This is a genomic window from Paenibacillus sp. NMA1017, from assembly GCF_058895805.1.
Map to the genome: position 1 here is coordinate 418,183 of NZ_JBZXYR010000004.1, position 25,581 is coordinate 443,763.

A 25,581-nucleotide genomic window follows, 5' to 3' on the forward strand; every position below is an offset into this window, starting at 1 on the left:
AGGCTTATAAAAAGAAAATAACCTGCGGAAACGGTCCGCAGGTTCAAAAAGATATATTAAAAGGGGGTCATGCTGTTATTATAAACAACGAATATTAAGGAATGATGTTTCGAATATTACAGTTGTATTACAGTCACTCTTTTATGGCTAAATTCCTCAAGTATTGACAATCTTGTGGCGTGCTCTGAGCTTTAATCCAACTGCGATACATGTCCACGATTGGAACGCAGCTTATAAATGACCTCATCATAATCGGCATCATTCACCTTTGCTGATAATACATACCGCAATTCATCTTGATCACCGTTAATATACACATCTGTCGCACGGAGCAACCCTCCGTCATGATTCGTCGTTCCGTTCCGATCTTCATCCAGATCCCTTTGGGCTGAGCCAGAGTTAATCTGGCCATCCTTCGCATCTGGTAGAATATTCTCGCCATAAGCACTCGCCGCAGGGATTGCCGCACCCGCAGAGCCTCCTGTGCTCACAGAGCCTGTATTGTTATAGGGGACTAGCGGAATTAAAACTCTCGTCTCCCGGCCGAGCGCATCATCCAAAGCACCTACTTCCAAATGTTCGGTTCTATAAGCTTGAAGCGAAGCTCTGGCACCCTCAGCTTCATCTTCTGTGCGAAAATAAGCCTGAATCTGTTTTGCCATATCAAATCCTCCTCGTTTGGGAATTGTACTGGCATTAATCTAAGAAAATATTCACTTTCAAATTACAATGCTTTTAATAACTCACGCACAAAGGCAGGCTCATCCTTAGGGGTCCGAGACGTAATAAAGTTACCGTCCACAACCGCCTCTCGATCCTCAAAATGAGCACCCGCATTAATCAAGTCATCTTTCAATGGAGGATAAGCTGTAATCGTCCGGCCTTGTAACAAATCAGCACTCGCCAAAATTTGTGGCCCGTGACAGATAGCGCCTATCGTTTTTTTGGACTCATTAATTTCAGTCACAAATTTCAGAACATGTGCATCCAGTCGTAGATTTTCCGGGGAGGATCCACCAGGAATAACAACTGCATCATAGTCACTTGATTTCACATCTGCAATGGCTTTTTCAATAGTGTAGCTTGCTTTACCTTGCTTACCGCTCACTTTCTGACCTTGCTTCAGCCCAACAATATCTGCCTCATGTCCAGCCTTTTTTAATTCATCATAAGGTACCTTCATTTCGGAATCTTCAAATTGGTCAGCCAATAAAAATGCAATTTTACTCATTAATGTTCAGATCTCCTTTCCGGTTATCCACAAAACAAGTTTAAAATTAAGTTTGTTTGTCTACCACGCTTTGTTATTACCCGCTTGATCTGTTTTTATAACAATCGCAGCGCGGAAAAGAAAAAGGAGCCTTTCGGCTCCTGCACTAATTCAAGCTACATATTTTATCTTTGACCTCTTTATGCTACTTTCGGGTAGCACATCATAACGCCCCATTTAACCCAATGTTATCTGCGCGGCAAAGCACCGCGTCCCGGCTTGTCAATGGCTGCTGCAACATGCTGTAATAACGTATCAGCATTACGAGTAAGGCTGATTGCCTCCTGCATACTACCGGGAAAAAGCAGCACAGCGCTTCGATGCCCGTCCATTTTTGGGGTTTGACGCATAGCTTCGTCTCTCCTGTCACCCTTAGGCTATCCGCCTGGCTAATTACCAATCGGGATGACATTATGGTCCCTCTGAACAGCTATTTTATTCTACTCAGATTAAGCCATGGAACGCATAGCTACGAACGCTCGCTATCCAAAATCAGTGTCACTGGGCCCCAGTTCGTCAATGAAACATCCATCATAGCCCCAAAAATTCCCGTTTCTACCTCCAGGCCCTTGGCTCGAAGCTGGCTGTTGAAGAAATCATACAGCTTCTCCGCTTCCTCCGGTTTGGCAGCCCCCATAAAGTTGGGCCTTCTTCCTTTGCGGCAGTCACCATACAACGTAAATTGAGAGACAGACAAAATAGCTCCACCGACATCCAGAACGCTGTCATTCATTTTACCTTCAGCATCCTCAAATATACGTAATCCCGCTGTTTTATCCGCCAAATAAACGGCATCGGCTGCCGTATCTCCCTGACCAATACCAACCAGCAGCATTAATCCGGTTCCAATCTTGCCGACCACCTTTTGATTCACCGTTACCTGAGCGTCTTTACAGCGCTGAATAATGATCTTCATCGCCTATCCGATATCTCCTTTAACCTTCCCTTTTAAAAGGTGCACACAGCCGTATTACGGCTCTTTTAGCAGCCTATGGGTCTTTCTACCCAAGATGTGTTTCAAAAGCTATAAACCTATCTGTACGCTTAATAAGGCTATTGCATAATCCGATGCACGGTGTATACATCCTTCACCCGTTTAATCCGTTCGACAACAGAATGCAAATGATCTGTGTTGCGAATGAGAATCGTGATGTGAATCATCGCCATTTTATTTTTATCTGTACGACCTGTAACGGCCGAGAAGCTGGTTTTGTTCTCAGAAATGGCCTGAAGTACTTCATTCAGCAAACCGTTGCGATCATGCCCCGTAATCTCAATATCGACACTGTAATTGACTTCCGCTGCTTCTTCCCACTCTACTTCAATCACACGCGCCTGGTCTTCGCCCGTACCTGAAGGAATATTCGGGCAATCCGTCCGGTGAACGGATACGCCGCGTCCACGTGTTACATAGCCAATGATGTCATCTCCCGGTACGGGATTACAACATCGTGCAAAACGAACGAGTAAATTATCGACGCCTCTGACGCTGACACCGTTGGTCGGTGTTTTTTTCCGATCGCCCTGTGGCTTGTACTCCTTGACCTCGGTCGTCAATTCGATCAACCGTGCCTCTTCTTGTTCCTTACGCAGTTTCTCTGTCAAACGTGTACAGACCTGCGCTGCGGTTATACCACCAAAACCAATCGCAGACAGCATATCTTCGGAATCGTTAAAAGAGAACTTCTGTGCCACTTCCTGAAGCTTGTCGTCGCTCATCCACACCGATGGCTCGATATCGCGTTTTCTTAGCTCACGTTCCAGATTTTCGCGGCCTTTTTCAACATTCTCCTCACGCTTTTCTTTCTTGAACCATTGTTTGATTTTACTGCGCGCGTGAGAGGACTGAGCAATTTTAAGCCAGTCCTGACTAGGTCCATAAGAATGCTTGGACGTCATAATTTCGACAATATCACCAGTTTTAAGCCGATAATCCAAAGGTACGATTCTTCCATTTACCTTAGAGCCAATCGTTCGATTGCCAACTTCGGTATGAATACGGAAAGCAAAATCCAGCGGAACGGATCCAGCCGGCAACTCAATAACCTCTCCCTTAGGAGTAAACACAAACACAAGGTCTGAGAAAAAGTCCATTTTGAGCGATTCCACAAATTCCGACGCATCCTTCGCTTCATTTTGCAGCTCCAGAATTTCCCGAAAAAAGGTGATTTTATCCTCAAAGTTAGTGTTGTTTGCTCCGTTGCCTTCTTTATAGGCCCAATGGGCCGCAATCCCGAATTCAGCGGTACGGTGCATATCCACTGTGCGAATCTGTACCTCGGTTGGCTCCCCATTGGGACCTACTACTGTCGTATGAAGGGACTGATACATATTCGCCTTAGGCATAGCGATATAATCTTTAAACCGCCCCGGCATTGGCTTCCACAACGTATGGATAATCCCTAATGTGGCGTAACAGTCTTTAATGTTATCCACAATAATTCGAATCGCCAGCAAATCATATATTTCATTGAATTGCTTGTTCTTCGTCGTCATTTTTTTGAACACACTGTAAATATGTTTAGGGCGTCCGGACAGATCAGCCTGAATGCCCATCTCTTCCAGCTTTTCTCTGATACGCTGTATAACATTATCAATAAACTGCTCCCGCTCTGCCCGCTTCTTATGCATCAAATTAGCGATGCGATAATACTGCTGAGGATTCAGATAGCGTAAAGCAATATCTTCCATTTCCCATTTAATCGCTGAAATACCCAGTCGGTTTGCAACCGGACAGAAAATCTCTAACGTTTCATAAGCAATCCGACGCTGGCTTTCCTCTGACTGATATTTCAAAGTACGCATGTTATGCAGACGATCTGCTAGTTTAATGACAATGACACGAATGTCCTGCGCCATAGCAATAAACATTTTTCGATAATTTTCGTTCTGTTGTTCTTCCTTGGAACGGAACTGGATACGTTCCAGCTTCGTCAGACCATCGACAAGCATCGCACATGTATCGCCAAAATGCTCGCGAATCTGCGCCAAAGACACCGTCGTATCCTCCACAACGTCATGTAAAAGAGCGGCGATAATGGAGATGGTATCCATCTGCATATTAACGACGATATCAGCAACCGCAAGCGGATGCAGAATATAAGGTTCACCGGACTTACGAGTCTGGCCGGAATGGGCCTGCTCAGCAAAATCATAGGCGTCCCTGATGCGGATAAGATCTGCTTCTCTGGTATAGGCCCCGGCCTTTTTAAGTAATTGCTCTATCCCCATTCTGCTCTATTCCGTGTCCTTTCTATGCAAAATGGAACCCGCCGAATCAATGTCGCGCAAAGGTTCCCTTTTAAAAGTGATTTCCTACAATTATGACGGTTAGCACGTCACACGTCAACTATTACAGGTTTGGCATTGTCGCATAATTCTGTCACACATGGTAAGTAAAATCAGGATTGTTGACGAAATGAAACGAATTATATTGAAAAAATTACGAAAAGTAATTAATGTATATAAGAATAATTGAAAGAACTAAGGAGTGAACTGCGTTGCAACGCGAAATTCAAGTTAATGAAAAGCTTCCGGCAGGACCCGGGTTCCTGCTCAGCGTACAGCATTTGTTTGCCATGTTTGGCAGTACCGTGCTGGTGCCGAATATTTTCGGCGTCGATCCCGGCATGATTTTGCTAATGAACGGTATTGGCACATTGTTGTACATATGGATCTGCCGTGGCAAAATTCCCGCCTATCTCGGCTCCAGCTTCGCTTTTATCGCTCCCGTCAGTCTTGTGCTTAAAAACAATCCCGGCGGCAACGGCTATGCTATGGCCCTCGGTGCTTTCATCGTTACAGGTATTATTTTCTGCCTCGTCGCACTGGTGATCAAATATGCCGGAACCCGTTGGCTGGACGTCGTTTTTCCTCCAGCTGTTATGGGCTCCATCGTAGCCTTAATCGGTCTGGAGCTGGTTCCGGTTGCAGCAGGCATGGCAGGCATTATCAATGCCGATCCTACTAAAGCTTGGACTCCAGATCCCAAAACGATTACTCTTTCGCTCGTTACACTCGGGGTCACTGTTCTGGGTGCAGTATTGTTTCGCGGGTTTGCCAAAATCATTCACATTCTGATCGGTATCGTAGTGGGTTATGTGCTTGCTTATTTTATGGGCATGGTCAATACACAGGCCATCGCAGACGCCCCTTTTTTCGGACACCCTGCAATTACCACTCCAGTTTTTAATACCTCTGCTATGCTGACGATTCTTCCTGTTGCTCTGGTAGTCATCGTAGAGCATATTGGTCACTTACTTGTGACTAGCAACATTGTCGGGCGCGAGCTGTCCAAAGATCCTGGTCTCCACCGCTCTCTGCTGGGTAACGGTATTTCCACCGTCATTTCGGGTTTTGTCGGTTCTACACCTAATACGACTTATGGTGAAAATATTGGTGTCATGGCATTAACTAAAGTGTACTCTGTATGGGTCATTGGCGGAGCGGCTGTCATTGCCATCCTGCTGTCCTTCTCAGGTACGTTCTCAGCGATTGTTTCAAATATTCCAGCTCCAGTTATGGGTGGCGTATCCTTACTATTATTTGGTGTCATCGCTGCCTCTGGTCTAAGAATCTTCGTTGAGCAAAAGGTTGATTTCGCCAAGCCAACCAACATGCTGCTTGCGACCGTCGTGCTTGTTGTCGGAATCAGCGGTACTACACTCACTTGGGGTGCTGTAACCTTGAAAGGTATGGCATTGGCTACAATCATCGGCATCATCCTCAGCTTGTTCTTCAAGCTGATTGACGTGCTCGGCTGGTCCAACGATAAATCGCAGGAACCTTTAACCGAGAAAACACCAGATTGATATCTGTCTTTCAACTTTAAAACGCCGCTCCCTGTAAGTTATGGATCAATACGCTTAGGCTGTATAGACAAGCGTATAAGTATCCTTCTTACATGGAGCGGCGTCTTTTTATGCACTGTTTTTTTTAAATGATACTCCTTCATCCATCTCCAATGCACCCCATCCACGTTAGTTGCAATATCCGCTTTAACCCTCGATAAGCAATGAGCAGCATTTTTGACTTATTACCTTATCTAGCTTCTGCTTAGTAAAAAATAAGGACAAAAAACTGATTGAAATCAGTATGACCACTCTGCTCCTTATGACCACCTTTGTTCCTTTTTTTATTGTTCATAAGACATTTTTGAAATTTTTTCATACCTATTTTCCAACAAAGAAACAAAATAGTCCGATGGAGCAACTCTTTAGATAAAGAGATGTTCCATCGGACTATTTAGGCGATCCGCACATAATTATTTCCCGGGAAACCCGGGTTTCGTAATACTTAATACGTAATCAGGGTGAATACATCTACATCAGGCAGTTTCGCCCGACCGTTTAGATCAGACAGCTCGATAAGAAAAGCAGCCCCTGCCACATTGCCACCAAGCTGGCGTACCAAGTTTACGGATGTAGCAATAGTTCCACCTGTAGCAAGCAGGTCATCAGCAATCAGAACATTTTGTCCTGGCTCAATAGCATCCTTATGCATCGCCAGCGTATCTTTACCATACTCCAAACCGTATGCTTCCTCAATGGTTTCTCCAGGGAGCTTGCCACTTTTACGGATGGGAATAAAACCAACACCAAGCGCATAAGCCAGAGGCGCACCGATAACGAATCCACGTGCTTCTGGCCCTGCAATCAAATCAATTTTTAAATCCGATACTAATTCCTTCATATCGTTGATAGCCTTGCGGTACAGTTCACCATTTTTCATTAGGGTTGTAATGTCTTTAAAACTAATCCCTGGTTGTGGAAAATCGGAAATCACCCGAATATATTCTTTGTAGTCCAACTTAGTTCCTCCTACTGTAAACTTCAAATTAGTATATGCATTTTACAAAATTGCAAAGCAGTATCTCAAGATGCACCCTTCATAAGCGACATGATCCAGCTCGTCATCTGGGTAGTGTCCGCATCCAGCAAATACCGCTCCATCTCAGCCATATTATATAATTCCTGATAGCGCGGAGAAGCGGTTAAATCCCGCTTAGGCGGATTGGATACAAAACGGAATTGACCATCTGTACGCGTCATAAACTCAAGCTCTTCGAAGATGTCCAACACTTTGGATAACATGCGTACTGAACAGGAACACTGTCGGCTAAGAGCAGGCAGCATTGCTTTTTCATCAATAGGCTGTGTCCCCATTCGGGAAAGCACAACGTAAATACGCTTGAGCAGCTCCCTGTCGGGGCTTACGAGTCGACCGCCACGCTCACTGACCGAATGAAGGAGAAATACGTTCTCTACATTCTCAAAGGTAGACCATAATGCCTGAAGCTGATCCGGTGTATCCGGCGGCTCCAGTACGAATAGTGACTTCACAGAGTGCTGTGCATCTCTTTGACCATCACTGGGAATAACGCTGCCATCTTTATCGTATAACCATAAGGATTCAGCGTCCACGGAGCCCGATGGACGAAGCCTCGATGACGGATGGATCAACACCGCAACGTCTTTCTTTCTTTCCTCTATGCGTGGATGAAAGATCTTGAGTCCCCGCTCTAATTCGGCAAAAGGGTCCGACACTCCACGATAATCAAAAATTTGCGGCGCCTGCACTCGAATATCCTGCATCATTAGCTGGAGAGACCTTTTGCCGTTCCATTCGTTAATTGACAATTCCCCCAGCAGATCTATCTCCGTTTGTTGCTGTAAAAAATCAGCCAAATCGCCACGACGGAAGGCAATCGCGTCCAGCGATAAACCGTTCTGCTCCAGCAGGAGCTTCACATGATTTTTCTCACGTCCCATTTTACGAGCCTCGCGCAATTGCAGACCCTGTAATACGAATCGTGGAGAAGGATTCCCCATACCAAAAGGCTGAAGCAACTCCAGTTCTTCAACCACTTGCAAAGATACCTCGTCCAAACGACAGACCATATCAGCTTCAGCTACAGGAATGAGATCTTCTGGTGTCAGAATGGAACCCGCATAGCGGTTTAGCTGCTCTTCAAACAATTCCAACTTGTCACGGGACAGCGTCATACCCGCAGCCGAAGGATGACCCCCAAAATGCTCCATAAGCTCATGGCTGTCCGTAAGAGCACTGTAAATATCCAATGCAGGAATAGAACGGGCAGAACCTTTGCACATGCCTGTCTCAGCATCTATACCAAGAATAATGGTCGGTCGATAATAGCGATCCAATAGCTTGGATGCCACAATTCCAACAACGCCGACATTCCAGCCTTCACCAGCCAACACAATAACTGACGGTAGCCTGCCTCCATTCAGTTTGGATGCCAATTGTTGCTCGGCTTGCTCCACAATACGTTCGACCACCTGTTGACGCTCACGATTGAGCAGGTCCAGCGCATGCGCAAGTTGGTCTGCTTCTTCCTCTTTTTCTGTCGTCAGCAGAGAAACTGCTCGTCCCGCATGATCCAGGCGCCCGCTGGCATTAATCCGCGGAGCCAATGCAAATGCGATGTTGATTGAAGTCACTGCAGATATATCCACGCCCGAAACATGGAGCAACGCACGAATCCCCGGAAATGCAGAGTTTCTCATGGATTGAATCCCTCTGCGTACCATCGTCCGATTTTCACCATGTAGTGGCATCAGATCGGCTACCGTGCCGATAGCGGCGATTTCAAACCATTCCTCCGGCACCTCACCCAACAGCGCCTGAGCGAGCTTCAGGGCAACCCCAACACCTGCAAGACCTTTAAATGGGTATGGGCAACCGGGTAGCTTCGGATTAATCAAAGTATATGCCTCGGGAAGTACAGCAGGCGGCTCATGATGATCCGTCACAATAACATCTATCCCCAAGGAAGTTGCATAAGTAATTTGCTCTACTGCACTAATTCCCGTATCTACCGTAATGACCAGTGTAACTCCCTGCTGATGAGCCCAATCAAGGGCATGGTTATGCAGACCATATCCCTCATTAGAACGATGGGGAATATAAATATCATAAGAAGCCTTCAGAAAACGCATGAGCTGAATCATCAATGATGTACTGGATACGCCATCCGCATCATAATCGCCATAGATTAATATATGCTCGTCACGTTCCAGAGCCTGGCGAATTCTCGACACGGCTTCTTTCATGCCAAGAAGCAGAGAAGGGTCGTGTACATCGTCCACACTTCCGTACAAAAAGCGGTTTGCTTCCCCGGCGGTAGTGACGCCCCGGTTCACTAAAAGCCGGGACAACAATGGTGAAATCCCCAGTTCTTCTGTCAACAGCTGAGCCGCTTCCAGGTTAGCCTCTGGGGTCTTCCATCTGTACTGCGAATGAAGCAATCCTATTCACCTTTCTTTCATAGTCGCCCTGCCTTATTGAAGCAGGGACGACACATCATTATCTGGCAGTTCATGATTGGATTTGTAAGGATACCCGGCTTGATAAGAAATGAACTGCATTTGTACATGGGTCACCTGTGGAAAACGGGCTAACAGTAGATTTTTGGCTCGATCGGCAATTTCCTGCGCTTCCTGTACCGTAATCCGCGGGTTCACGCTTATCGTTACATCCACTGTTATGAAATGGCCTGTTTCCTGGGCATGTAAGTGTTCAACCGTTACAATACCATACACCCGTTGAATCGTCTCCATAAAGCGTCGGGAGTCTTCCTCCTGCAAGGGCTGTGCAGGAACCTGGTAAGCGGTATTCATTACCATCAAATATCCTTTACGTAGCACCAGACAGGCTACCAGCAAAGCTGCGGTTGGATCAAGATATAATAATGCAGGCCATTCCATTGCTTCGCCAGTCATTGCACCGATCATGCCGATCAATGCAATCAACGATGCATACAGCGAGTATCGTTCATGGTTAGCGTACCGATCTGCTTCCGCTTTATGGCCATGTTTAATCGAATAGCGATATTGAAACTGAAATAACGCTTCTCTCAACACTAACGCAATAAATACGGTAATTAATGCATACAGATCGGGAGCCTGCGGTTCCGAACTGCTTAATGAACGAACCGCCGAGATAGCTAGCTGAAAACCGCTCATCAGCACTAAAATAGCCAGCACCACAGATATGACCGTCCGAACTTTTTCACCGTTTCGCAACCGTGCCAGCATTCCGTGCCCTGTAGCACCCTTGGAAAACAGAAGCTCCTGTAAACGGGAAGCACTATCCGCAGCCGTGTGCAGTGCATCCCCCAACAACGCCTTGCTGTTTGCCGCATAACCGACGGTTCCCTTTAGAACAGCCAGCGCGAGATTACCTACAATCCCGCTCAACGCCGCAGTTTCCAATGATCGGCTGCGTTCGCTATTCACAACGTTTCCCCCTCAATCCTGAACTAACCCTTTCCCAATAAAGCTCATTCTAAAATAACCGAATTTCTCAAAACCTTAGAAAACCGCGCCCAAGCAGACGCGGCTTTCTCTTTAATTTATACTACTGGTATTTGCGTAACTTAAGACTTTGCAGTTTTGACCGCGCCCCCGCCAGCTGTCGGAGACTTTTGTTTTCCTTTTAATGCCACCCACAGCGGGCTGGCAATGAAAATGGAGGAGTAAGCACCAAACAACAAACCAATGACCATTGCAAGTGAGAACATACGGATCGATTCGCCGCCAAATATGAACAAACATACGGAGGCAATAAACACCGTAAACACGGTTGCAAGTGAACGAGTCATTGTCTGAGCAATACTGTGATCAACTACCTGCTCTAAGTCGTCTCTGGACTTCTTCTTCGCAAATCGTAGATTTTCCCGAATACGGTCAAAAATAACGACGGTGTCATTAATGGAGAAACCAACAATCGTCAGAATTGCCGTAATAAAGGTCAAATCCACCTCAAGCCGGAAAATCGAGAAAATACTGATAACGAGGAAGGCATCATGCAACAACGAAACGATTGCTGCAATGGCAAACCGCCATTCAAACCGGATTGAAATATAGACCGCGATGGCTACACATGCTAGCAAAATCGCCCATATTGCATTCCGCTCCAGTTCTTGTGCCATTTCCGTATCCACTGTATTGACCTCAAACGAAGCCTTTGGATCAAGCTCTTTATTAAAGGAAGTCTTAAAGTCATTCACTTGCTGATCCGTCAAAACCTGTGAGAACCGAATGCCGAAACGCTCTTTCCCCGGTGTATAATCCACCTCTTTACCGATCTTCTGCTTGTCCAGCAAAGTTTGGATCTGTTCCTGTGTAACGACTTTGGTCAAATTCACATCCACATTGGAACCGGAACGAAAGTCTACCCCGTAATTCAAGCCGAATATCGACAAGCTCAGAATACCAAGCAGTGTGATAATAATCGAGAACGTGTAAAACCACTTGCTCATCTTGATATATTTATAGTCCCAATTAAAGCGCACTAATATCACTCTCCTTCACACCAAAATACTTGGGCTTCTTCACAGCATCCGCTTTAACCAGCAGATTGAGCAAGAAGCGGGAGAAGAAGATATTCGTCAAGATACTGGTGACAATATCAACGATAAGCACCAGAGCGAAACCTCTAACGGAGCCTGTTCCGAGACCAAACATAACCGCTGCCGCTATAATTGTCGTAATATTGGCATCCATAACGGTACGGAACGAAGCCTTACTACCTGCGATAACGGAAGAACGAATCGTTTTGCCCGTCTTGATTTCTTCTTTAATCCGTTCATACGTAATAATATTGGCATCGACTGCCATCCCGATCCCGAGCACGAAGGCGGCGATACCTGGGAGCGTGAGCACGAATCCACCCAAGTAGAAGATCGCAAGCACCAGCCAAGTATGAACGATGAGACAAAAACTGGCCACTAATCCTGGTATACGGAACATCGCAATCATAAATACCAGAATAATGATCGAGCCGATCAACCCAGCACGAATCGTCTGATCCAGTGACAATTGACCCAGCGTAGCACCTACACTCTGAGAATATTTTTCCGTCAGTTTGAGCGGAAGGGCACCCAGATTAATCGTATCCGCCAGTTTATTCGCTTCATCACGAGTGTAGCTACCTGTGATTGACGCGCTACCGTCCGTTAATTCCCCACGTACTGTAGGTGCAGACAGCAATTCCTGATCCAGGAAAATAGCTAATTCTTTATTCAGAAGTCGCTTTGTGATTTCTGCAAATTTAGCTTTGTCCTTCACTTTGATACTAATCTCAGGTTGATTCAGCTGGTCATAGCCTACAACAGCGCCATTCTCCACAAAATCATTACCGCGGAGCTCAATTTTGCTGTATTGGCCTGGCTTTTTAGCATCCGCTGCCGTTGCACTGCGGAACGTTAATTCTGCAGGCTTTTTCAGCATGGAGCGGACTTCTGCCTCATTAGTGACACCAGCAAGCCGCACGCGAATTCGGTTGCTTCCCTCTGTTGTTACTTCCGGCTCAGTCGTACCGAGCGCATTAATCCGTCTCTCCAGACTTTGAGCTGTTTGTATAAGAGACTGTCTGGTTACACTCTGCCCGGCTTCCAAAGGCTGGGCTTCATATAAAATTTCAAAGCCTCCCTTTAAATCGAGGCCTAATTTTAAACTGTTCAGTAGGCCCGGGCTTGTCCCGATCATAACACCAGTAGTTATGAGCACGACCACGATGAAACTTAGAATTCTCTTCATTCCGTCCCATGTTCCCCTTTCATTCTCAATATTCCTATTATAGCTACCCCTCAAAAAGCAGTCAATTTGAACGCAAAAAAAGACCCCCTTCTATTCGAAAGTGGAGCCCCGTAATGCGGACATAGTCAAATAGTTCATAAAGCTCGTCGCTTTAAGGGAAAGTATATCGTTAACGAGCTTGTGCAGCGGAGGAATACCCTCCTTTTCATATTTATGGCTGACGCAATTCCACACGTCCTTACTTGTGACATGCTCATAGCCTACGAGAATCAACTCGTCCGCCTTACTTTGACAGAGCATCTCAATTGCGTCATCCCAATCCTGCTCATCCAGCTCTTCCATACCCACGATGGCCGTTCCTCCTCCCAGCGACTACCGGTTCCGCAGATCAGCAATTAGCGGGGTTATTGACTGCTTTGTAGAACATTTCTGTCCTGATCCTGGAAAACCCTTCTTTTCGTTGAAAATAGCCTTAAATCAACAATATATGCATTCATTTCGCTCGTCAATAGCAGAATTCACCACTCTCCCTCTTGTTGTCTAAATCACTTTGTTTCCGAACGGAAAAGCTTGTCATGAAGATGGACAGGTCCAGCATATCTTCTAAAGTAATGTATAGACGCAGAATTACATTTTGGGGAAGAGGGAGTTGCGATTGAAAAAGCAGACATTCATCCATGGAGCAATTATTTTATTGGCAGCAGGAATTATCAACCGGCTACTAGGTTTTATTCCCCGAATCGCACTCCCGCGTATCATCGGCCCCGAAGGAGTAGGCTTGTACCAACAGGGGTATCCCTTTTTTATCGTTCTGGTGACGCTTATTACAGGGGGAATCCCTCTTGCGGTAGCCAAGCTAGTAGCCGAAGCCGAAACGGCGGGACAGCCCGAAATGTCGCGGCGTATTTTGCACACCAGCCTGCGCTTCACCATTACACTCAGTCTGATCGCCATGGTGCTCTGTCTTGTGTTCGCGCCTTGGATCACAAGCCATCTCCTGACCGACAGCCGCGTGTATTATACATTCGTGAGCATGAGCCCAATGATAGTCATTGTAGCTGTTTCTTCAGCTTATAGGGGCTATTTTCAGGGAAAGCAAAATATGATTCCTTCTGCCAGCTCCTCCATTGCGGAGACCGTTATGCGCATTTTTTGTGTCATTTGGTTTGCTTACTTGTTACTTCCCCATGGGGTAGCCTACGCTGCTGCAGGTGCCATGCTCGGTGCTCTGGCGGGCGAATTCATTGGCATGATTGTACTGCTATGGCAATACGTGTGTAACCAGCGAAAAGATCGCATCCTTCAGCCGAATTCGCCTGTCCCTTCCTCTGAGGTTCATCCTGAGCAATCATCCGTTTTGTCACGTCTTATGTCTATATCCGTTCCCGTTACTGCTGGAAGGCTTGTCGGTTCCTTATCCTATTTGCTCGAATCTATCTTATGTATGCGTAGTCTCGCCGTAGCAGGCATTGCAACTGGCGTGGCAACCGCACAATATGGAGCCATGCAGGGCATGGTCATTCCTGTGTTATTACTACCTGGGGTTCTAACCAGTTCGCTAGCAGTTTCACTCGTTCCTTCGTTATCCGAAGCAGCAGCCAAGGGGCATATTACAGCCATTCACAAACGTCTACATCAATCGCTTCGGCTCGCTTTGGTTGCAGGAGCCCCATTTGCCGTTATCATGTATGTATTGGCAGAACCTCTGTGCCTGCTACTCTACAATAATGGCGATATTGCAGGAATGCTTAAGCTCATGGCACCTTTTGCTCTTTTTATGTACATTCAGGCCCCGCTTCAGGCAGCACTTCAGGCGTTAGACCGTCCTGGAAGTGCCTTATTAAATACCTTTATCGGAGCCGTTATCAAAATTGTGCTGATCGTCTGGCTTGCTTCCCAACCTCAGTACGGTATCTACGGAGCTGTCATCGCTATTTGTATTAACAGTGCCATTGTTACTCTCCTTCATGGCTTCAGTGTCAGCAGACTGCTTCGCTTCCGCGTACGTTTGCTCGATTTCTGGAAGACCGGGATAGGCATGATCATCATGGCGGCAGCAGTATTATATACCTACAGACATCTAACGATGTTCGACCAAATGTGGCTTCAATTTATTTTTGCCGCAGGCTTGGGGATTATACTGTACCTTTTCCTGATGACCTTGATCAAAATGATTGATTGGGACAACCTTACACGCATTCCAATCTTGAGAAGATGGTTTAAAGCATAAGAATTCTAATCCGAAGATTTTCCATAGGCTGGTGGTGTAATGTACACATCACCTCTATGGTTAACCGAGCATAAAAAAACATCCTTAAAATCTTTGTGTCCCCTCGCTTGAATTTGATTTTTAAGCCAAAAACGGTTCATATCCATCCGTTCCAAATTTCGATCCAGCACCTTGCCATCCATGATTAATGGAATAGGCAGTCCCTCATATCTAAACTTTCCACCGATTTGTGGAGAAGGATGGACTTTATCCACCTGTTGCTCTTTGTTTGCCAAATCTGTTCCGTTTAATTCTTGCTTCATTTTTTCGTGTTCCACTCCATCTTTATCGTCCTTACCTATTACCGTTAGCTTACCTGTCGTTTCCAAAATAACATATTCAACTTCGTCCAGACTTTCTATATTTTGTTCACGAAGTTGTAACAGCAAGTCATCTAAATTGTAACGTTGTTTCACCATTTCGTCCTTGTTTAATTGTCCATTAGAGTACAATACACTGGGCCTACCATCAAATAGTAAGCGCAGTCGCCGACTTTTCAGACTGAAAAATGAAATCCCGATCTGCAAAATTAACAGCACTCCTAAAGGAATCAACCCTTCATAAAGTGGACGTTTTATATCCTCCAGGCTGAATACAGCAATTTCTGCAATCATAATGGATATGACGAGATCGAAAACAGACAATTTGCCGATCTCCCTTTTACCCATCAAGCGCATCACCAGATATACAATAAAATACATGAGCAGCGTCCGAAAAATATGAGCAAAAATATCGTGACTCAATATGTTCGCCTCCTCCCCTGTACTTGCAATAAGACATAAGTCGTTCATTGTACACGTATTCTGACCGTTCCTCACTTGGCTCATACAAAAAACAAAAGACTAAATTATTGAAATAAAGAGAAAGACTGCTTGCGACTTGGTACTAAGCCGGGAGGCTTGGCCATAGAATGATAATAGTTCAAACCTTGGTACAGGAGGAATTATCAATGGAGCTCATTCGCCGCTGGTGTTCGTTTCGTCTGGCCCATCCCATTTTATCCGGCTTATTTTATGCTTTTGCATGGATGCTGCTTGGCGCATTGATTCTTTCACTGCTCTTGTGGCTGACACAGATGCAGGAACAGGACTTATCATTGTATACGTACATCGTCCACGCATTCGCCATGCTTTCTGGCGGCTTCGTCGCCGGTAAAAGATCCACAAACAAAGGCTGGTATCAAGGCGGTATTACAGGTATCCTGTATGGACTAATCGTTCTTCTGGTCGGTTTTCTGGCATTGGATGCGGGCATGAACGGCAAGGACCTGTTACACTTAGGTTTCGCGTTTGTCATAGGCGCAGGTGGTGGGATGTTTGGCATTAATCTCAGCAAGTAATCAAAATGTTTGTATCCATGTAACAAAACAACACAAAAAAACCGAGCCTCCTCAAAGGCTCGGTTTTTGCATAACGGTCACAAGCATTTTACGATTTGGAAACAACTTCTTCAGATGCCGTGTCTTTTGCAATTGCATTGCTAATTGCACTGCGATCAAAAGTCAGCTTCGTGACATCATTCACACGCAAAACTACTACATCATCCGTAATCTCCACAATTGTACCGTGGAGACCTCCGATCGTAATTACTTTATCTCCCTTTTTCAAAGCTTGAAGCATCGTTTGACGCTGCTTTTGTTTTTTCTGATTCGGGCGAATCAGCAAGAAATAGAAGATTACAAACATCAGAGCCAGTGGCCAGATCATTTGAAAAAGTCCGCCAGTTCCACCGGATGCAGTAGCGGCTGTAGCAAAATGAAACATGTTAAATCCCCCTTTCGTATACTCTCCCTAAAACTTAAAAGCCTTTATCATTATCATGAAGACCGTACTGCTCAAAAAATTCATCTCGGAAATCAAGCAGCCTGTCATCCATAATCGCTTGTCTGACATTACGCATCAATTGTATTAAGAAATGCAAGTTATGATACGTTGTCAGTCGGAGCCCGAAGGTTTCATCCGCTTTAATCAAATGTCGCAAGTAAGCACGTGAATAATTGCGACAGGTATAACAATCACAAGCGGGATCGAGCGGGCCAAAATCGCTTGCATATTGGGCATTGCGAACGACAAGACGACCTTGGCTGGTCATCGTTGTCCCGTTGCGAGCAATTCGCGTTGGAAGTACACAATCAAACATATCCACACCACGGATAGAGCCTTCAATCAAAGCATCAGGCGAACCCACGCCCATCAAATAACGTGGTTTGTTGGTAGGAAGCAGAGGAACCGTATAATCGAGCACTTCATACATCAAATGTTTCGGTTCACCTACGCTCAGTCCACCAATAGCATACCCCGGGAAATCCATGGAAGTCAAATCCGCAGCGCTTTGCTTGCGCAGATCTTCATGCATGCCTCCCTGAACAATGGCAAACAGCCCTTGATCATGAGGACGCGCGTGTGCCTCCAAACAACGCTCAGCCCAACGGCTGGTACGTTCCAGTGACTTTTTCACATACTCATATTCAGCCGGAAATGGCGGGCATTCATCGAAGGCCATCATAATATCTGAGCCAAGCGAGTTTTGAATTTCCATCGCCACTTCAGGCGAAAGAAACTTCTTATCTCCGTTTAAATGAGAGCGAAAATGAACACCCTCCTCTGAAATCTTGCGCATTTCACTTAAGGAAAACACCTGGAATCCGCCGCTATCCGTTAAAATAGGGCGATCCCAATTCATAAACTTGTGCAGTCCACCCGCTTCACGAATAATATCGTGGCCAGGACGAAGAAACAAATGGTACGTGTTACTCAAAATAATTTGAGCATCCATCGCTTTCAGTTCCTCAGGACTCATCGTTTTAACAGTAGCTTGAGTTCCCACAGGCATAAAGGTTGGTGTCTCAATAACTCCATGAGGTGTGTGTACACGCCCGAGGCGGGCTCCCGATTGCTTGCAGGTTTTAATATGTTCGTATCTTATTGCTGGTGCCATATTTTCTCTACCATCCTTAATTAATAAATGAACATTGCGTCCCCGAAGCTGAAAAACCGATATTGTCGGTCAATCGCCTCCTGGTAAGCATGCATAATATTCTCTCTGCCCGCCAGTGCGCTGACCAGCATAACCAAGGTGGATTTAGGCAAATGAAAATTCGTAATCATTGCATCCACCACGCGGAATTCATAGCCTGGATAAATAAAAATCTGTGTCCAGCCACTACTGGCCTCTAATACTCCATCACCAAATTTATTACCCACCGTTTCCAGCGTCCGGCAACTGGTCGTCCCCACAGCCACAACTCTTCCGCCGCGCGCCTTGGTCTCATTGAGTACATCCGCTGTTTCCTGTGACAATGAATAGTATTCCTCATGCATTACATGCTCTTCAATCGTATCCACAGACATCGGTCTGAATGTCCCTAAGCCAACATGAAGTGTGATAAAGGCAACGGTAACACCCTTCTTTTTAATCTGGTCCAGCAACTCTTCTGTAAAGTGCAGCCCTGCCGTTGGAGCCGCAGCCGAACCTTCATGCCGAGCATAAACGGTCTGATAACGCTCGCGGTCATCCAGTTGTTCCTTGATATACGGCGGAAGCGGCATCTGCCCCAGACGGTCCAGGATCTCCTGGAAAATACCGTCATATGAAAATGAAAGTACCCTTCCGCCCATATCTCCTTCTTCCTCAATTACTGCTTTCAGCTCATCACCGAAAACAATAACAGCACCCTTTTTCAACTTTTTACCGGGTTTCACCAATGCTTCCCATCGGTCCCCTTGCAACTGCTTAAGCAGCAAAACCTCAGCCTTAGCTCCCGTGTCTTCCTTGATGCCAAACAAGCGTGCAGGAATCACTCTCGTATCGTTTAACACCAGCGTATCACCTGGTTGAAGATACTGCACAATATCCGAAAACGTATGATGACCCACTTCACCGTTATTTTTGTTTAACGTCAGTAATCTGGAAGCGCTCCGATCAAGCAAAGGTGTCTGTGCAATTAATGTTTCAGGCAGTTCAAAATCGTAGTCGTTTACGTTCATATATTGGTCAGTCCTTAACTATATCCACATTTTTGTAATAGTGTTGCAAAATTTTCTTGTAATCATACCCCTGCTCGGCCAAACCGTTGGCACCCCATTGGGATAAGCCCAAACCATGACCATTTCCTTTACCTGTAAAAATAAAGCTTTGTGTTTTGTCAATGACTCGTGCATGACGATCTTCATTCATGACGATCACCCCGTTACCACTTGAAGTACTGCTACCAGATGCGGACAGGATTTGAGTGCCTTGTGTACCACTTACATGAGAAGTAGCCCCATCAGCGCCTAATACAGTATAACTTCCGGTACTCGCAATATCAAACAGTGTGCTTGGGAGTCCGCCCATCGCTGAGCGAAACATATCCGGGTATTTCACTTTCAAAGGGGATCCGTTCGCTTCAACCTCCAACACTCGCCCTGATGGACCACGTTTGGTGACATCGAGGTGATCAATAGAGGAAGGCACTGTGCCCGTTACTTTCCCTTGCAGGGATTTAGCAAGCTGAGCTGACGTAAAGGGCCCCCGCACCCATGCATAGTCTCCAGACTGAGGCACCTTTTCCAATACAATCATCTCTTCGCCTGGTTGCGCCTTGGCTATTGGTGTAACTGTCGATTGGATTTGGGGAATAGGACGCACATTTGTATTTTCCGCTGTGACGGTGATTTTGTCTAATCCCGCTTCTGTGACACCCTCCAGTTCCTTAGCATTATCCTCACGAATATACCCTGTCTTGCCACTGGAGAGAAGTACATGATACCACTCCTGTGCTCCTTTTTGCGCCGAAGTATCCCCCGAGCTGTCTACGCTGGCAAAGGCTCCGCCACCACTATTCCACACCTCGGAAGCATCTGCTGTCACACCGCCCGCATTAGATGAAAATACAGCTTCGACCACTTTGCCGCCACTTTTAATGACTTCACCAGCTGTTGCATCTACAGCCTCATTGACATTGGCATGTTCCGAGCTCTTACCGTTGTAAGCCTGGCTTAACGTGCCATCTACTACATTGCCGATCTGAAACCGATTGCCTTGGGCAAGCGCGTAGCTACGAGCCGCTACCGCTTGAGCCTTGAGCGCTTCATCTGGCCATGAGGAATAGACCTCCGCTCCTACCACGGAATACAAATACTGCTCCAAAGGAACTTCGTTCACAAGCGCCAGCTGGCCTGACGTCATGCTAATCTCCATCTCGCCGCGATATGTACGCTGTGATCTTTCCATCACTTGTATTCCATCATTACCGCCGTTGACAATTACCTTGCTATTATCAGAACCACTTAGCATGTAATGAGACATCACCTGCGAACCAGTCGTGACTCCTGCTTCCTGTCTTAAGATGAGGCCAGTTTGAGTAGCATTAACTTTAGACAGCGTAAGTCTCGGCTGCTTGCTCTCCAGCTCTGTTTTCAAAGCCGACAGCTTGCTGTCATTACTTTCTTCTCCAACCCATACAGTATACTGGCCTCTTGATTGAATCACAGTAAAAGCATCAAAGCCTGCCGCAGCAATTGTCGTTCGAACGAGATTAGCTTCCTGCTCGCTTCCGTAGCTTCCTGTGGACCAATGCTTGTTTCCCTTAACCTCGGCCTGCGCTCCGGTTGCGGAGGAAATCCGCTGTACAGCAGCCTGCGCAGACTGCTCACTAGCATATATTCCCGCGTACACTTGATACACAGAGCTGCCATTTTTTGAACCGATAAAAACCGTAGGTTTATCATTAGTCTTTTGCAGGGCTTGGGCCGCTTTTATCGCCGCTGCTTCATTTCCTTCAAGTACCTTCACCCGATAGCTGTCTACACTAAAACGAGTCGTACTGTCTGGCAGTCCCATCCAAGTTTGAAAACTGCCCCCACTGTTCTGTCCAACACTCAGACCTCCTGATGATTTCAAGGTTACAGCTGGGACTGTCGCTTTATATTTGCTACCTAGATCCGCAAAAATCACTACACGAATATCCTCTTGGGCAGCAGCAGCGTGAACGCCCGAAGACCAAGGTATACACACTGTAGCTAATACCATAATCGCTGCTGCTCGTTTGGCCCGGCCCATCCATGCACCGAAAATACTTTCTCGGTTAAATGCTTCTCCACTCATTTCTGGCTCCCCCAATCTAGCTGCCTAGCACTTATATTGCGTAATTTATCGGGATCTCGACCCTTGTCTGTCCCTTTAAATACATCGGCGGAATAAACCAAAATATGAACCCGCTCGAATCTTGCTTACACTCTCACTTCCCTCAATCATCCGTCAGCCGTATCGTATTCACCATACTTGCGTGTAACCAAACAATAATTTTTTTTAAAATTGCATCATGTGTCCTAATCACCGTGGATCCGTTGGCATGGGGATTCCAAGGTGGGCATATGCCGCCGGGGTCACCGTTCGTCCCCGAGGTGTTCTTTGTAAAAGGCCAATTTGTAACAAATAGGGCTCGTACACATCCTCAATTGTCTGGCTCTCCTCACCAATGGTTGCAGCAATTGTGTCCAATCCTACAGGCCCGCCCCGGAATGAATGAATCATGGCCTTAAGCATTTTATGATCAATCTCATCCAGCCCGAGTGGATCTATTTGAAGTCTCTTTAGCGCCTCTGCAGCCAACTCAGAATGAATAATTCCGTCTCCGGCAACCTGGGCAAAATCACGTACCCTTTTTAGTAGTCGGTTAGCAATACGCGGTGTTCCCCGTGAACGCAATGCGATTTCCTCTGCCGCATCCCCGACAACTTCAATCTCCATAATATCCGCGTTCCTGGACACGATGTAAGCTAGCTCGTCTGTCGTATAAAACTCTAATCGACTAATAACACCAAACCGGTCACGTAATGGCGCAGAAAGCAGCCCAGCGCGCGTAGTGGCCCCTATAAGGGTAAAGGGTGGCAAATCCAGACGGACCGAGCGTGCACTCGGGCCTTTACCAATCATAATGTCCAGCGCAAAATCCTCCATCGCCGGATACATGACTTCTTCCACCGTACGATGAAGGCGATGAATCTCATCAATGAACAAAACATCACCCTCTTGAAGATTGGTCAGCAATGCTGCCAAATCTCCCGGTCTTTCAATTGCAGGACCTGAAGTCGTACGCAGATTAACCCCCAGCTCATTGGCAATAATGTTAGCAAGAGTCGTTTTACCCAACCCAGGCGGTCCGTACAACAGTACATGGTCCAACGCTTCTTTACGCATTTTGGCCGCTTCAATATATACTTTCAGATTTTCCTTAACCTGATTTTGCCCGATATATTCATTTAAATAACGGGGGCGAAGGCTCAGCTCCGCCGTCTGGTCTTCCATCATCAAATTGGCGGAAATAATCCGGTCATCCATATTCCATCGCTCCTCTTTTCACCAGACATTTGTTAACGGACATCCGCGTCCTATCCGGCAAACAACAGTTGCAAAGCCCGCTTCATCAAAATATCGGCAGATTCATCAGGTTTTGCATCTTTCTTCATTCTGCTCCATACCTTATCCAACTCAGTATCAGTATAACCGAGCGCCTTGAGCGCCTCACGGGCCTCGCCCCAATATGAACCTTCGTCTTCTTCTACGACAGGCTCAGCAAACAATCCGGTTGCCATCCCCAACGAGCCAATACCGTCCAGCTTGTCTTTTAAATCCAGAATCATACGTTGTGCCGTCTTTTTACCGATCCCCGGTAACTTGGTGAGAAATGTGATATTCTCCTGATAAATCGCCGTTACCACATGAGCGGGCGTACCACCTCCTAAAATACCAAGCGCAACACGCGGTCCAATACCAGATACATCAATCAGTTTACGGAAAAGTTGCTGCTCCTCACGGGTCGCAAAACCGAACAGTAAAATAGCATCTTCCCTTACATGATGGTGAATGTAAATAACCACTGGACCTTCTGTTTTGGCGAAGGCGTAAGGATTCGGACAAAATACCCGATACCCTACACCCTGCACATCTAAAACGACATATTCATTTTCCAAATGGGCCACAGAACCACGCAAGAAATCTATCATTTTCGCAATACCTCATTTAATTTTGAATTTAGTCCATAGGAATGCGCATGACAAATAGCCACCGCCAAAGCATCCGCTACATCGTCCGGTTTCGGCACAGCTTGAAGCTTTAGAAACATTCTAACCATTTCTTGTACCTGTTTCTTCTCAGCCTTTCCATACCCTACAATAGCCTGCTTTACCTGCATCGGCGTGTATTCACCTATAGGCAAATTACGTTGTTTTGCAGCCAGCACCAGCACCCCACGTGCCTGACTTACAGACATAGCGGTTGTAACGTTGCGATTAAAAAAGAGCTTTTCCAGCGCTACCGCATCAGGCTTATATTTATCTATTAATTGCAACATGCCTTCATACACATGAAGCAGCCTTTCTTCTTCCGGTGTATGAGCCTCCGTCTGGATGCAGCCATACTGCACAGGCACCACTTTACTGCCAATCTTGTCTACAAACCCGAAGCCCACAATAGCAATACCCGGATCAATTCCTAGAAAACGCAAAAAAATCTCTCCCCTATCGCTCAATTATGGCGGATCTACCCAATAGCCAGCGTTATCCTGAATATAATCATGGCCAAATACCATATAAAGCGAACATATGTGTCGTTCTTTTCATTATAACAAAACTTTGTATCTAATAGAGGAAAAAATTTAAACGTGAGTAAAAACATAAAAAGAGACGCTTCAAGCCTCACCTCATGGGCAATGCCTAACGTCTCGTAGTTGTAATCAATAGTGCTGCTTTAAAACCCTCTGTGTTCGCTCCACGGCAAAGTCACTAAAAGTGGAGATTACACTGTTATACTCATTTATATCCTGTACACGGATCCCCTGCTGAAGTTGTTTATACACCCCTTCTGGCAAGGCCGTCTCCATAGAACCCACATCCAATTGAAAAAAAGTGCGGATAACTTTTTCTCTTTTAGGTAGCCCTTCATACAATGTAAGCTGGCCGTCAGTGCTCAAACCCATGTACCCACGCTCTTTGCATGACTCTGACAAGTCTTCCACCCTGCGCTCCAGCCACACCTCTCCTTTTGTATTAAGTCGTCCCTTCCAATCGGGATGTTGCTTCAGTAAGGTCTCTAGCTGCTGTGAACTTAGCGTTCCCAAGGAAAGTGTTTCCGTACCACACACATAGGTAGTTAACAAACGGGTCTTCCTGCTTATACCGGAAGCACGAATACTTTGCAATAGTTGCATCTGTGAGGAGTGATCTTCAGTTGGACTCAGAAGTGAGGCCTCCTCCATGCCCTCCTCTGCCATGACGGTAGTAGCGAGTGGCTGTGACAACATAGCCTGCATATAATTCGAAAACAGAATACCCAACCCTGCCAGCAAACAAGCCGCACCAAAAATGCTACAGGCCCACACTGTTCTTCTCCACTGTTTCCAGCGCCGTTTCATCTGTTTTTTCCAACTTAATCGCTTCACAGTAATCCCTTCCGTCCCACTTTTTGTGTTAGTGTGACCTGACGATTACTGATTTATACAAAAAGATATGAATATAAGAAAAAAGCCGCTGCTTCCAGCGACTTTCCTTTTGAATCGGGATGACACGATTTGAACATGCGACCCCCTGGTCCCAAACCAGGTGCTCTACCAAGCTGAGCTACATCCCGAAATACATGCCGGTGAGAGGACTCGAACCTCCACGGTTTCCCTCACGATTTTGAGTCGCGCGCGTCTGCCAATTCCGCCACACCGGCTTATGAAGTTAATGGCGCGCCCTGAGAGATTCGAACTCCCGGCCTTTTGATTCGTAGTCAAACGCTCTATCCAGCTGAGCTAAGGGCGCAAATATGGAGCGGACGACGGGAATCGAACCCGCGACCCTCGCCTTGGCAAGGCGATGCTCTACCGCTGAGCCACGTCCGCAATATCATTATATCCATGACATATAAGTTCATGAATGGTGAGCCATGAAGGACTCGAACCTTCGACACCCTGATTAAAAGTCAGGTGCTCTACCAACTGAGCTAATGGCTCCCAACAGGGTAATGTAACTTTGTGAAAATGGCGGAACTGACGGGATTCGAACCCGCGATCTCCTGCGTGACAGGCAGGCATGTTAGGCCTCTACACCACAGTTCCATAGCAGTTTACATTCAAAAGTTAATTGGTTGCGGGGGCAGGATTTGAACCTGCGGCCTTCGGGTTATGAGCCCGACGAGCTACCGAACTGCTCCACCCCGCGATAATATTAGGGACTACTATTTTAATAAATGGTGGAGGCTGAGGGGATCGAACCCCCGACCCTCTGCTTGTAAGGCAGATGCTCTCCCAGCTGAGCTAAGCCTCCATACTACTTATGACCCGTAGGGGATTCGAACCCCTGTTACCTCCGTGAAAGGGAGGTGTCTTAACCCCTTGACCAACGGGCCATACAATAAAATAATTATGGCGGAGAGAGAGGGATTCGAACCCTCGAGACGCTTTTGGCGCCTACACGATTTCCAATCGTGCTCCTTCGGCCAACTCGGACACCTCT

Annotated in this window: 23 protein-coding genes and 9 tRNA genes; 3 read left to right on the forward strand and 29 right to left on the reverse strand. The window is 46.3% G+C overall.

Going from position 1 to position 25,581, the window contains the following annotated elements:
- Positions 1–191 precede the first annotated feature (191 nt).
- The 5 genes from AC5ELV_RS13980 to AC5ELV_RS14000 form a co-directional block, all read right to left on the reverse strand.
- A complete protein-coding gene (locus AC5ELV_RS13980) occupies positions 192–662 on the reverse strand; it encodes a hypothetical protein (protein ID WP_493430689.1) in 471 nt (156 codons plus the stop codon).
- A 62-nt stretch (positions 663–724) separates the two neighbouring features.
- A complete protein-coding gene (locus AC5ELV_RS13985; protein WP_493430690.1) occupies positions 725–1,231 on the reverse strand; it encodes a type 1 glutamine amidotransferase domain-containing protein in 507 nt (168 codons plus the stop codon).
- Between the two features lie 227 nt (positions 1,232–1,458).
- On the reverse strand, positions 1,459–1,620 hold the full coding sequence (locus tag AC5ELV_RS13990) for a hypothetical protein (protein WP_340956555.1): 162 nt from the start codon (positions 1,618–1,620) through the stop codon (positions 1,459–1,461).
- A 119-nt stretch (positions 1,621–1,739) separates the two neighbouring features.
- Positions 1,740–2,186 carry a D-aminoacyl-tRNA deacylase gene (dtd, locus tag AC5ELV_RS13995; protein ID WP_013372633.1) on the reverse strand — a complete coding sequence of 149 codons (447 nt, stop codon included), beginning with the start codon at positions 2,184–2,186 and terminating at the stop codon, positions 1,740–1,742.
- Between the two features lie 137 nt (positions 2,187–2,323).
- A complete protein-coding gene (locus tag AC5ELV_RS14000; protein WP_493430691.1) occupies positions 2,324–4,501 on the reverse strand; it encodes a RelA/SpoT family protein in 2,178 nt (725 codons plus the stop codon).
- A gap of 269 nt (positions 4,502–4,770) precedes the next feature.
- Between AC5ELV_RS14000 and uraA the strand changes: the two genes are divergently transcribed.
- Positions 4,771–6,081 (forward strand): uracil permease, encoded by a 1,311-nt coding sequence (gene uraA, locus AC5ELV_RS14005; protein ID WP_493430692.1) that lies wholly within the window; start codon positions 4,771–4,773, stop codon positions 6,079–6,081.
- A gap of 484 nt (positions 6,082–6,565) precedes the next feature.
- On the opposite strand, the gene AC5ELV_RS14010 is transcribed toward uraA, so the two are convergent.
- The 6 genes from AC5ELV_RS14010 to AC5ELV_RS14035 form a co-directional block, all read right to left on the reverse strand.
- Positions 6,566–7,078 (reverse strand): adenine phosphoribosyltransferase, encoded by a 513-nt coding sequence (locus tag AC5ELV_RS14010; RefSeq protein WP_029514814.1) that lies wholly within the window; start codon positions 7,076–7,078, stop codon positions 6,566–6,568.
- A gap of 65 nt (positions 7,079–7,143) precedes the next feature.
- A complete protein-coding gene (gene recJ, locus AC5ELV_RS14015) occupies positions 7,144–9,540 on the reverse strand; it encodes a single-stranded-DNA-specific exonuclease RecJ (protein WP_493430693.1) in 2,397 nt (798 codons plus the stop codon).
- 33 nt (positions 9,541–9,573) lie between these two features.
- Positions 9,574–10,530 (reverse strand): cation diffusion facilitator family transporter, encoded by a 957-nt coding sequence (locus AC5ELV_RS14020; RefSeq protein ID WP_493430694.1) that lies wholly within the window; start codon positions 10,528–10,530, stop codon positions 9,574–9,576.
- Positions 10,531–10,670: 140 nt separating this feature from the next.
- Positions 10,671–11,588: a protein translocase subunit SecF gene (secF, locus tag AC5ELV_RS14025; RefSeq protein ID WP_023989929.1), complete on the reverse strand. Its 918-nt coding sequence runs from the start codon at positions 11,586–11,588 to the stop codon at positions 10,671–10,673.
- The gene (gene secD, locus AC5ELV_RS14030; protein ID WP_023989930.1) at positions 11,578–12,834 is read right to left on the reverse strand and encodes a protein translocase subunit SecD; all 1,257 of its coding nucleotides are present in this window, start codon (positions 12,832–12,834) and stop codon (positions 11,578–11,580) included. The genes secF and secD overlap by 11 nt, the downstream gene beginning before the upstream one ends.
- A 90-nt stretch (positions 12,835–12,924) precedes the next feature.
- Entirely contained in the window at positions 12,925–13,182 is a 258-nt protein-coding gene (locus AC5ELV_RS14035; RefSeq protein ID WP_013311570.1) for a post-transcriptional regulator, read from the reverse strand.
- A gap of 307 nt (positions 13,183–13,489) precedes the next feature.
- Between AC5ELV_RS14035 and spoVB the strand changes: the two genes are divergently transcribed.
- The gene (gene spoVB / locus AC5ELV_RS14040) at positions 13,490–15,064 is read left to right on the forward strand and encodes a stage V sporulation protein B (protein WP_493430695.1); all 1,575 of its coding nucleotides are present in this window, start codon (positions 13,490–13,492) and stop codon (positions 15,062–15,064) included.
- A gap of 5 nt (positions 15,065–15,069) precedes the next feature.
- Here the strand turns inward: spoVB and AC5ELV_RS14045 are convergent, their stop codons facing one another.
- Positions 15,070–15,846, reverse strand: coding sequence for a YetF domain-containing protein (locus AC5ELV_RS14045; protein ID WP_493430696.1), 777 nt, complete (start codon positions 15,844–15,846; stop codon positions 15,070–15,072).
- Between the two features lie 206 nt (positions 15,847–16,052).
- Between AC5ELV_RS14045 and AC5ELV_RS14050 the strand changes: the two genes are divergently transcribed.
- Positions 16,053–16,442: a TIGR04086 family membrane protein gene (locus AC5ELV_RS14050; protein WP_075154640.1), complete on the forward strand. Its 390-nt coding sequence runs from the start codon at positions 16,053–16,055 to the stop codon at positions 16,440–16,442.
- A gap of 88 nt (positions 16,443–16,530) precedes the next feature.
- On the opposite strand, the gene yajC is transcribed toward AC5ELV_RS14050, so the two are convergent.
- The 17 genes from yajC to AC5ELV_RS14135 form a co-directional block, all read right to left on the reverse strand.
- Positions 16,531–16,866, reverse strand: coding sequence for a preprotein translocase subunit YajC (yajC, locus tag AC5ELV_RS14055; protein WP_493430697.1), 336 nt, complete (start codon positions 16,864–16,866; stop codon positions 16,531–16,533).
- Between the two features lie 34 nt (positions 16,867–16,900).
- The gene (gene tgt / locus AC5ELV_RS14060; RefSeq protein WP_039275028.1) at positions 16,901–18,040 is read right to left on the reverse strand and encodes a tRNA guanosine(34) transglycosylase Tgt; all 1,140 of its coding nucleotides are present in this window, start codon (positions 18,038–18,040) and stop codon (positions 16,901–16,903) included.
- 20 nt (positions 18,041–18,060) lie between these two features.
- A complete protein-coding gene (queA, locus tag AC5ELV_RS14065; protein ID WP_029514801.1) occupies positions 18,061–19,089 on the reverse strand; it encodes a tRNA preQ1(34) S-adenosylmethionine ribosyltransferase-isomerase QueA in 1,029 nt (342 codons plus the stop codon).
- 7 nt (positions 19,090–19,096) lie between these two features.
- Positions 19,097–21,190: a SpoIID/LytB domain-containing protein gene (locus tag AC5ELV_RS14070; protein ID WP_493430698.1), complete on the reverse strand. Its 2,094-nt coding sequence runs from the start codon at positions 21,188–21,190 to the stop codon at positions 19,097–19,099.
- A 228-nt stretch (positions 21,191–21,418) separates the two neighbouring features.
- Entirely contained in the window at positions 21,419–22,426 is a 1,008-nt protein-coding gene (gene ruvB / locus AC5ELV_RS14075; RefSeq protein WP_493430699.1) for a Holliday junction branch migration DNA helicase RuvB, read from the reverse strand.
- Positions 22,427–22,476: 50 nt separating this feature from the next.
- On the reverse strand, positions 22,477–23,091 hold the full coding sequence (gene ruvA / locus AC5ELV_RS14080) for a Holliday junction branch migration protein RuvA (RefSeq protein WP_493430700.1): 615 nt from the start codon (positions 23,089–23,091) through the stop codon (positions 22,477–22,479).
- Positions 23,088–23,591, reverse strand: a complete 504-nt coding sequence (gene ruvC, locus AC5ELV_RS14085; protein ID WP_025716926.1) for a crossover junction endodeoxyribonuclease RuvC — start codon at positions 23,589–23,591, stop codon at positions 23,088–23,090. The genes ruvA and ruvC overlap by 4 nt, the downstream gene beginning before the upstream one ends.
- A gap of 228 nt (positions 23,592–23,819) precedes the next feature.
- A complete protein-coding gene (locus tag AC5ELV_RS14090; RefSeq protein ID WP_493430701.1) occupies positions 23,820–24,524 on the reverse strand; it encodes a BofC C-terminal domain-containing protein in 705 nt (234 codons plus the stop codon).
- Between the two features lie 114 nt (positions 24,525–24,638).
- Positions 24,639–24,712: transfer RNA gene (locus tag AC5ELV_RS14095), tRNA-Pro, on the reverse strand.
- A 7-nt stretch (positions 24,713–24,719) separates the two neighbouring features.
- Positions 24,720–24,799 (reverse strand) — tRNA-Leu (locus AC5ELV_RS14100).
- 12 nt (positions 24,800–24,811) lie between these two features.
- Positions 24,812–24,888 (reverse strand) — tRNA-Arg (locus AC5ELV_RS14105).
- Positions 24,889–24,893: 5 nt separating this feature from the next.
- A tRNA-Gly gene (locus AC5ELV_RS14110) sits at positions 24,894–24,968 on the reverse strand.
- Positions 24,969–25,003: 35 nt separating this feature from the next.
- Positions 25,004–25,079 (reverse strand) — tRNA-Lys (locus AC5ELV_RS14115).
- A 28-nt stretch (positions 25,080–25,107) separates the two neighbouring features.
- Positions 25,108–25,184 (reverse strand) — tRNA-Asp (locus tag AC5ELV_RS14120).
- 26 nt (positions 25,185–25,210) lie between these two features.
- Positions 25,211–25,287 (reverse strand) — tRNA-Met (locus AC5ELV_RS14125).
- A gap of 29 nt (positions 25,288–25,316) precedes the next feature.
- A tRNA-Val gene (locus AC5ELV_RS14130) sits at positions 25,317–25,392 on the reverse strand.
- Between the two features lie 10 nt (positions 25,393–25,402).
- Positions 25,403–25,474, reverse strand: a tRNA-Glu gene (locus tag AC5ELV_RS14135).
- Positions 25,475–25,581: the final 107 nt, after the last annotated feature.

Bases quoted from the DNA above. Each gene is read 5' to 3' on its own strand.
- ruvA (WP_493430700.1), bottom strand. From the start codon at position 23,091: ATGATAGATTTCTTGCGTGGTTCTGTGGCCCATTTGGAAAATGAATAT.
- secD (WP_023989930.1), bottom strand. From the start codon at position 12,834: ATGAAGAGAATTCTAAGTTTCATCGTGGTCGTGCTCATAACTACTGGT.
- queA (WP_029514801.1), bottom strand. From the start codon at position 19,089: ATGAACGTAAACGACTACGATTTTGAACTGCCTGAAACATTAATTGCA.
- AC5ELV_RS13990 (WP_340956555.1), bottom strand. From the start codon at position 1,620: ATGCGTCAAACCCCAAAAATGGACGGGCATCGAAGCGCTGTGCTGCTT.
- ruvB (WP_493430699.1), bottom strand. From the start codon at position 22,426: ATGGATGACCGGATTATTTCCGCCAATTTGATGATGGAAGACCAGACG.
- dtd (WP_013372633.1), bottom strand. From the start codon at position 2,186: ATGAAGATCATTATTCAGCGCTGTAAAGACGCTCAGGTAACGGTGAAT.
- AC5ELV_RS14050 (WP_075154640.1), top strand. From the start codon at position 16,053: ATGGAGCTCATTCGCCGCTGGTGTTCGTTTCGTCTGGCCCATCCCATT.
- AC5ELV_RS13985 (WP_493430690.1), bottom strand. From the start codon at position 1,231: ATGAGTAAAATTGCATTTTTATTGGCTGACCAATTTGAAGATTCCGAA.
- AC5ELV_RS14000 (WP_493430691.1), bottom strand. From the start codon at position 4,501: ATGGGGATAGAGCAATTACTTAAAAAGGCCGGGGCCTATACCAGAGAA.
- AC5ELV_RS14070 (WP_493430698.1), bottom strand. From the start codon at position 21,190: ATGAGTGGAGAAGCATTTAACCGAGAAAGTATTTTCGGTGCATGGATG.
- yajC (WP_493430697.1), bottom strand. From the start codon at position 16,866: ATGTTTCATTTTGCTACAGCCGCTACTGCATCCGGTGGAACTGGCGGA.
- AC5ELV_RS13980 (WP_493430689.1), bottom strand. From the start codon at position 662: ATGGCAAAACAGATTCAGGCTTATTTTCGCACAGAAGATGAAGCTGAG.
- tgt (WP_039275028.1), bottom strand. From the start codon at position 18,040: ATGGCACCAGCAATAAGATACGAACATATTAAAACCTGCAAGCAATCG.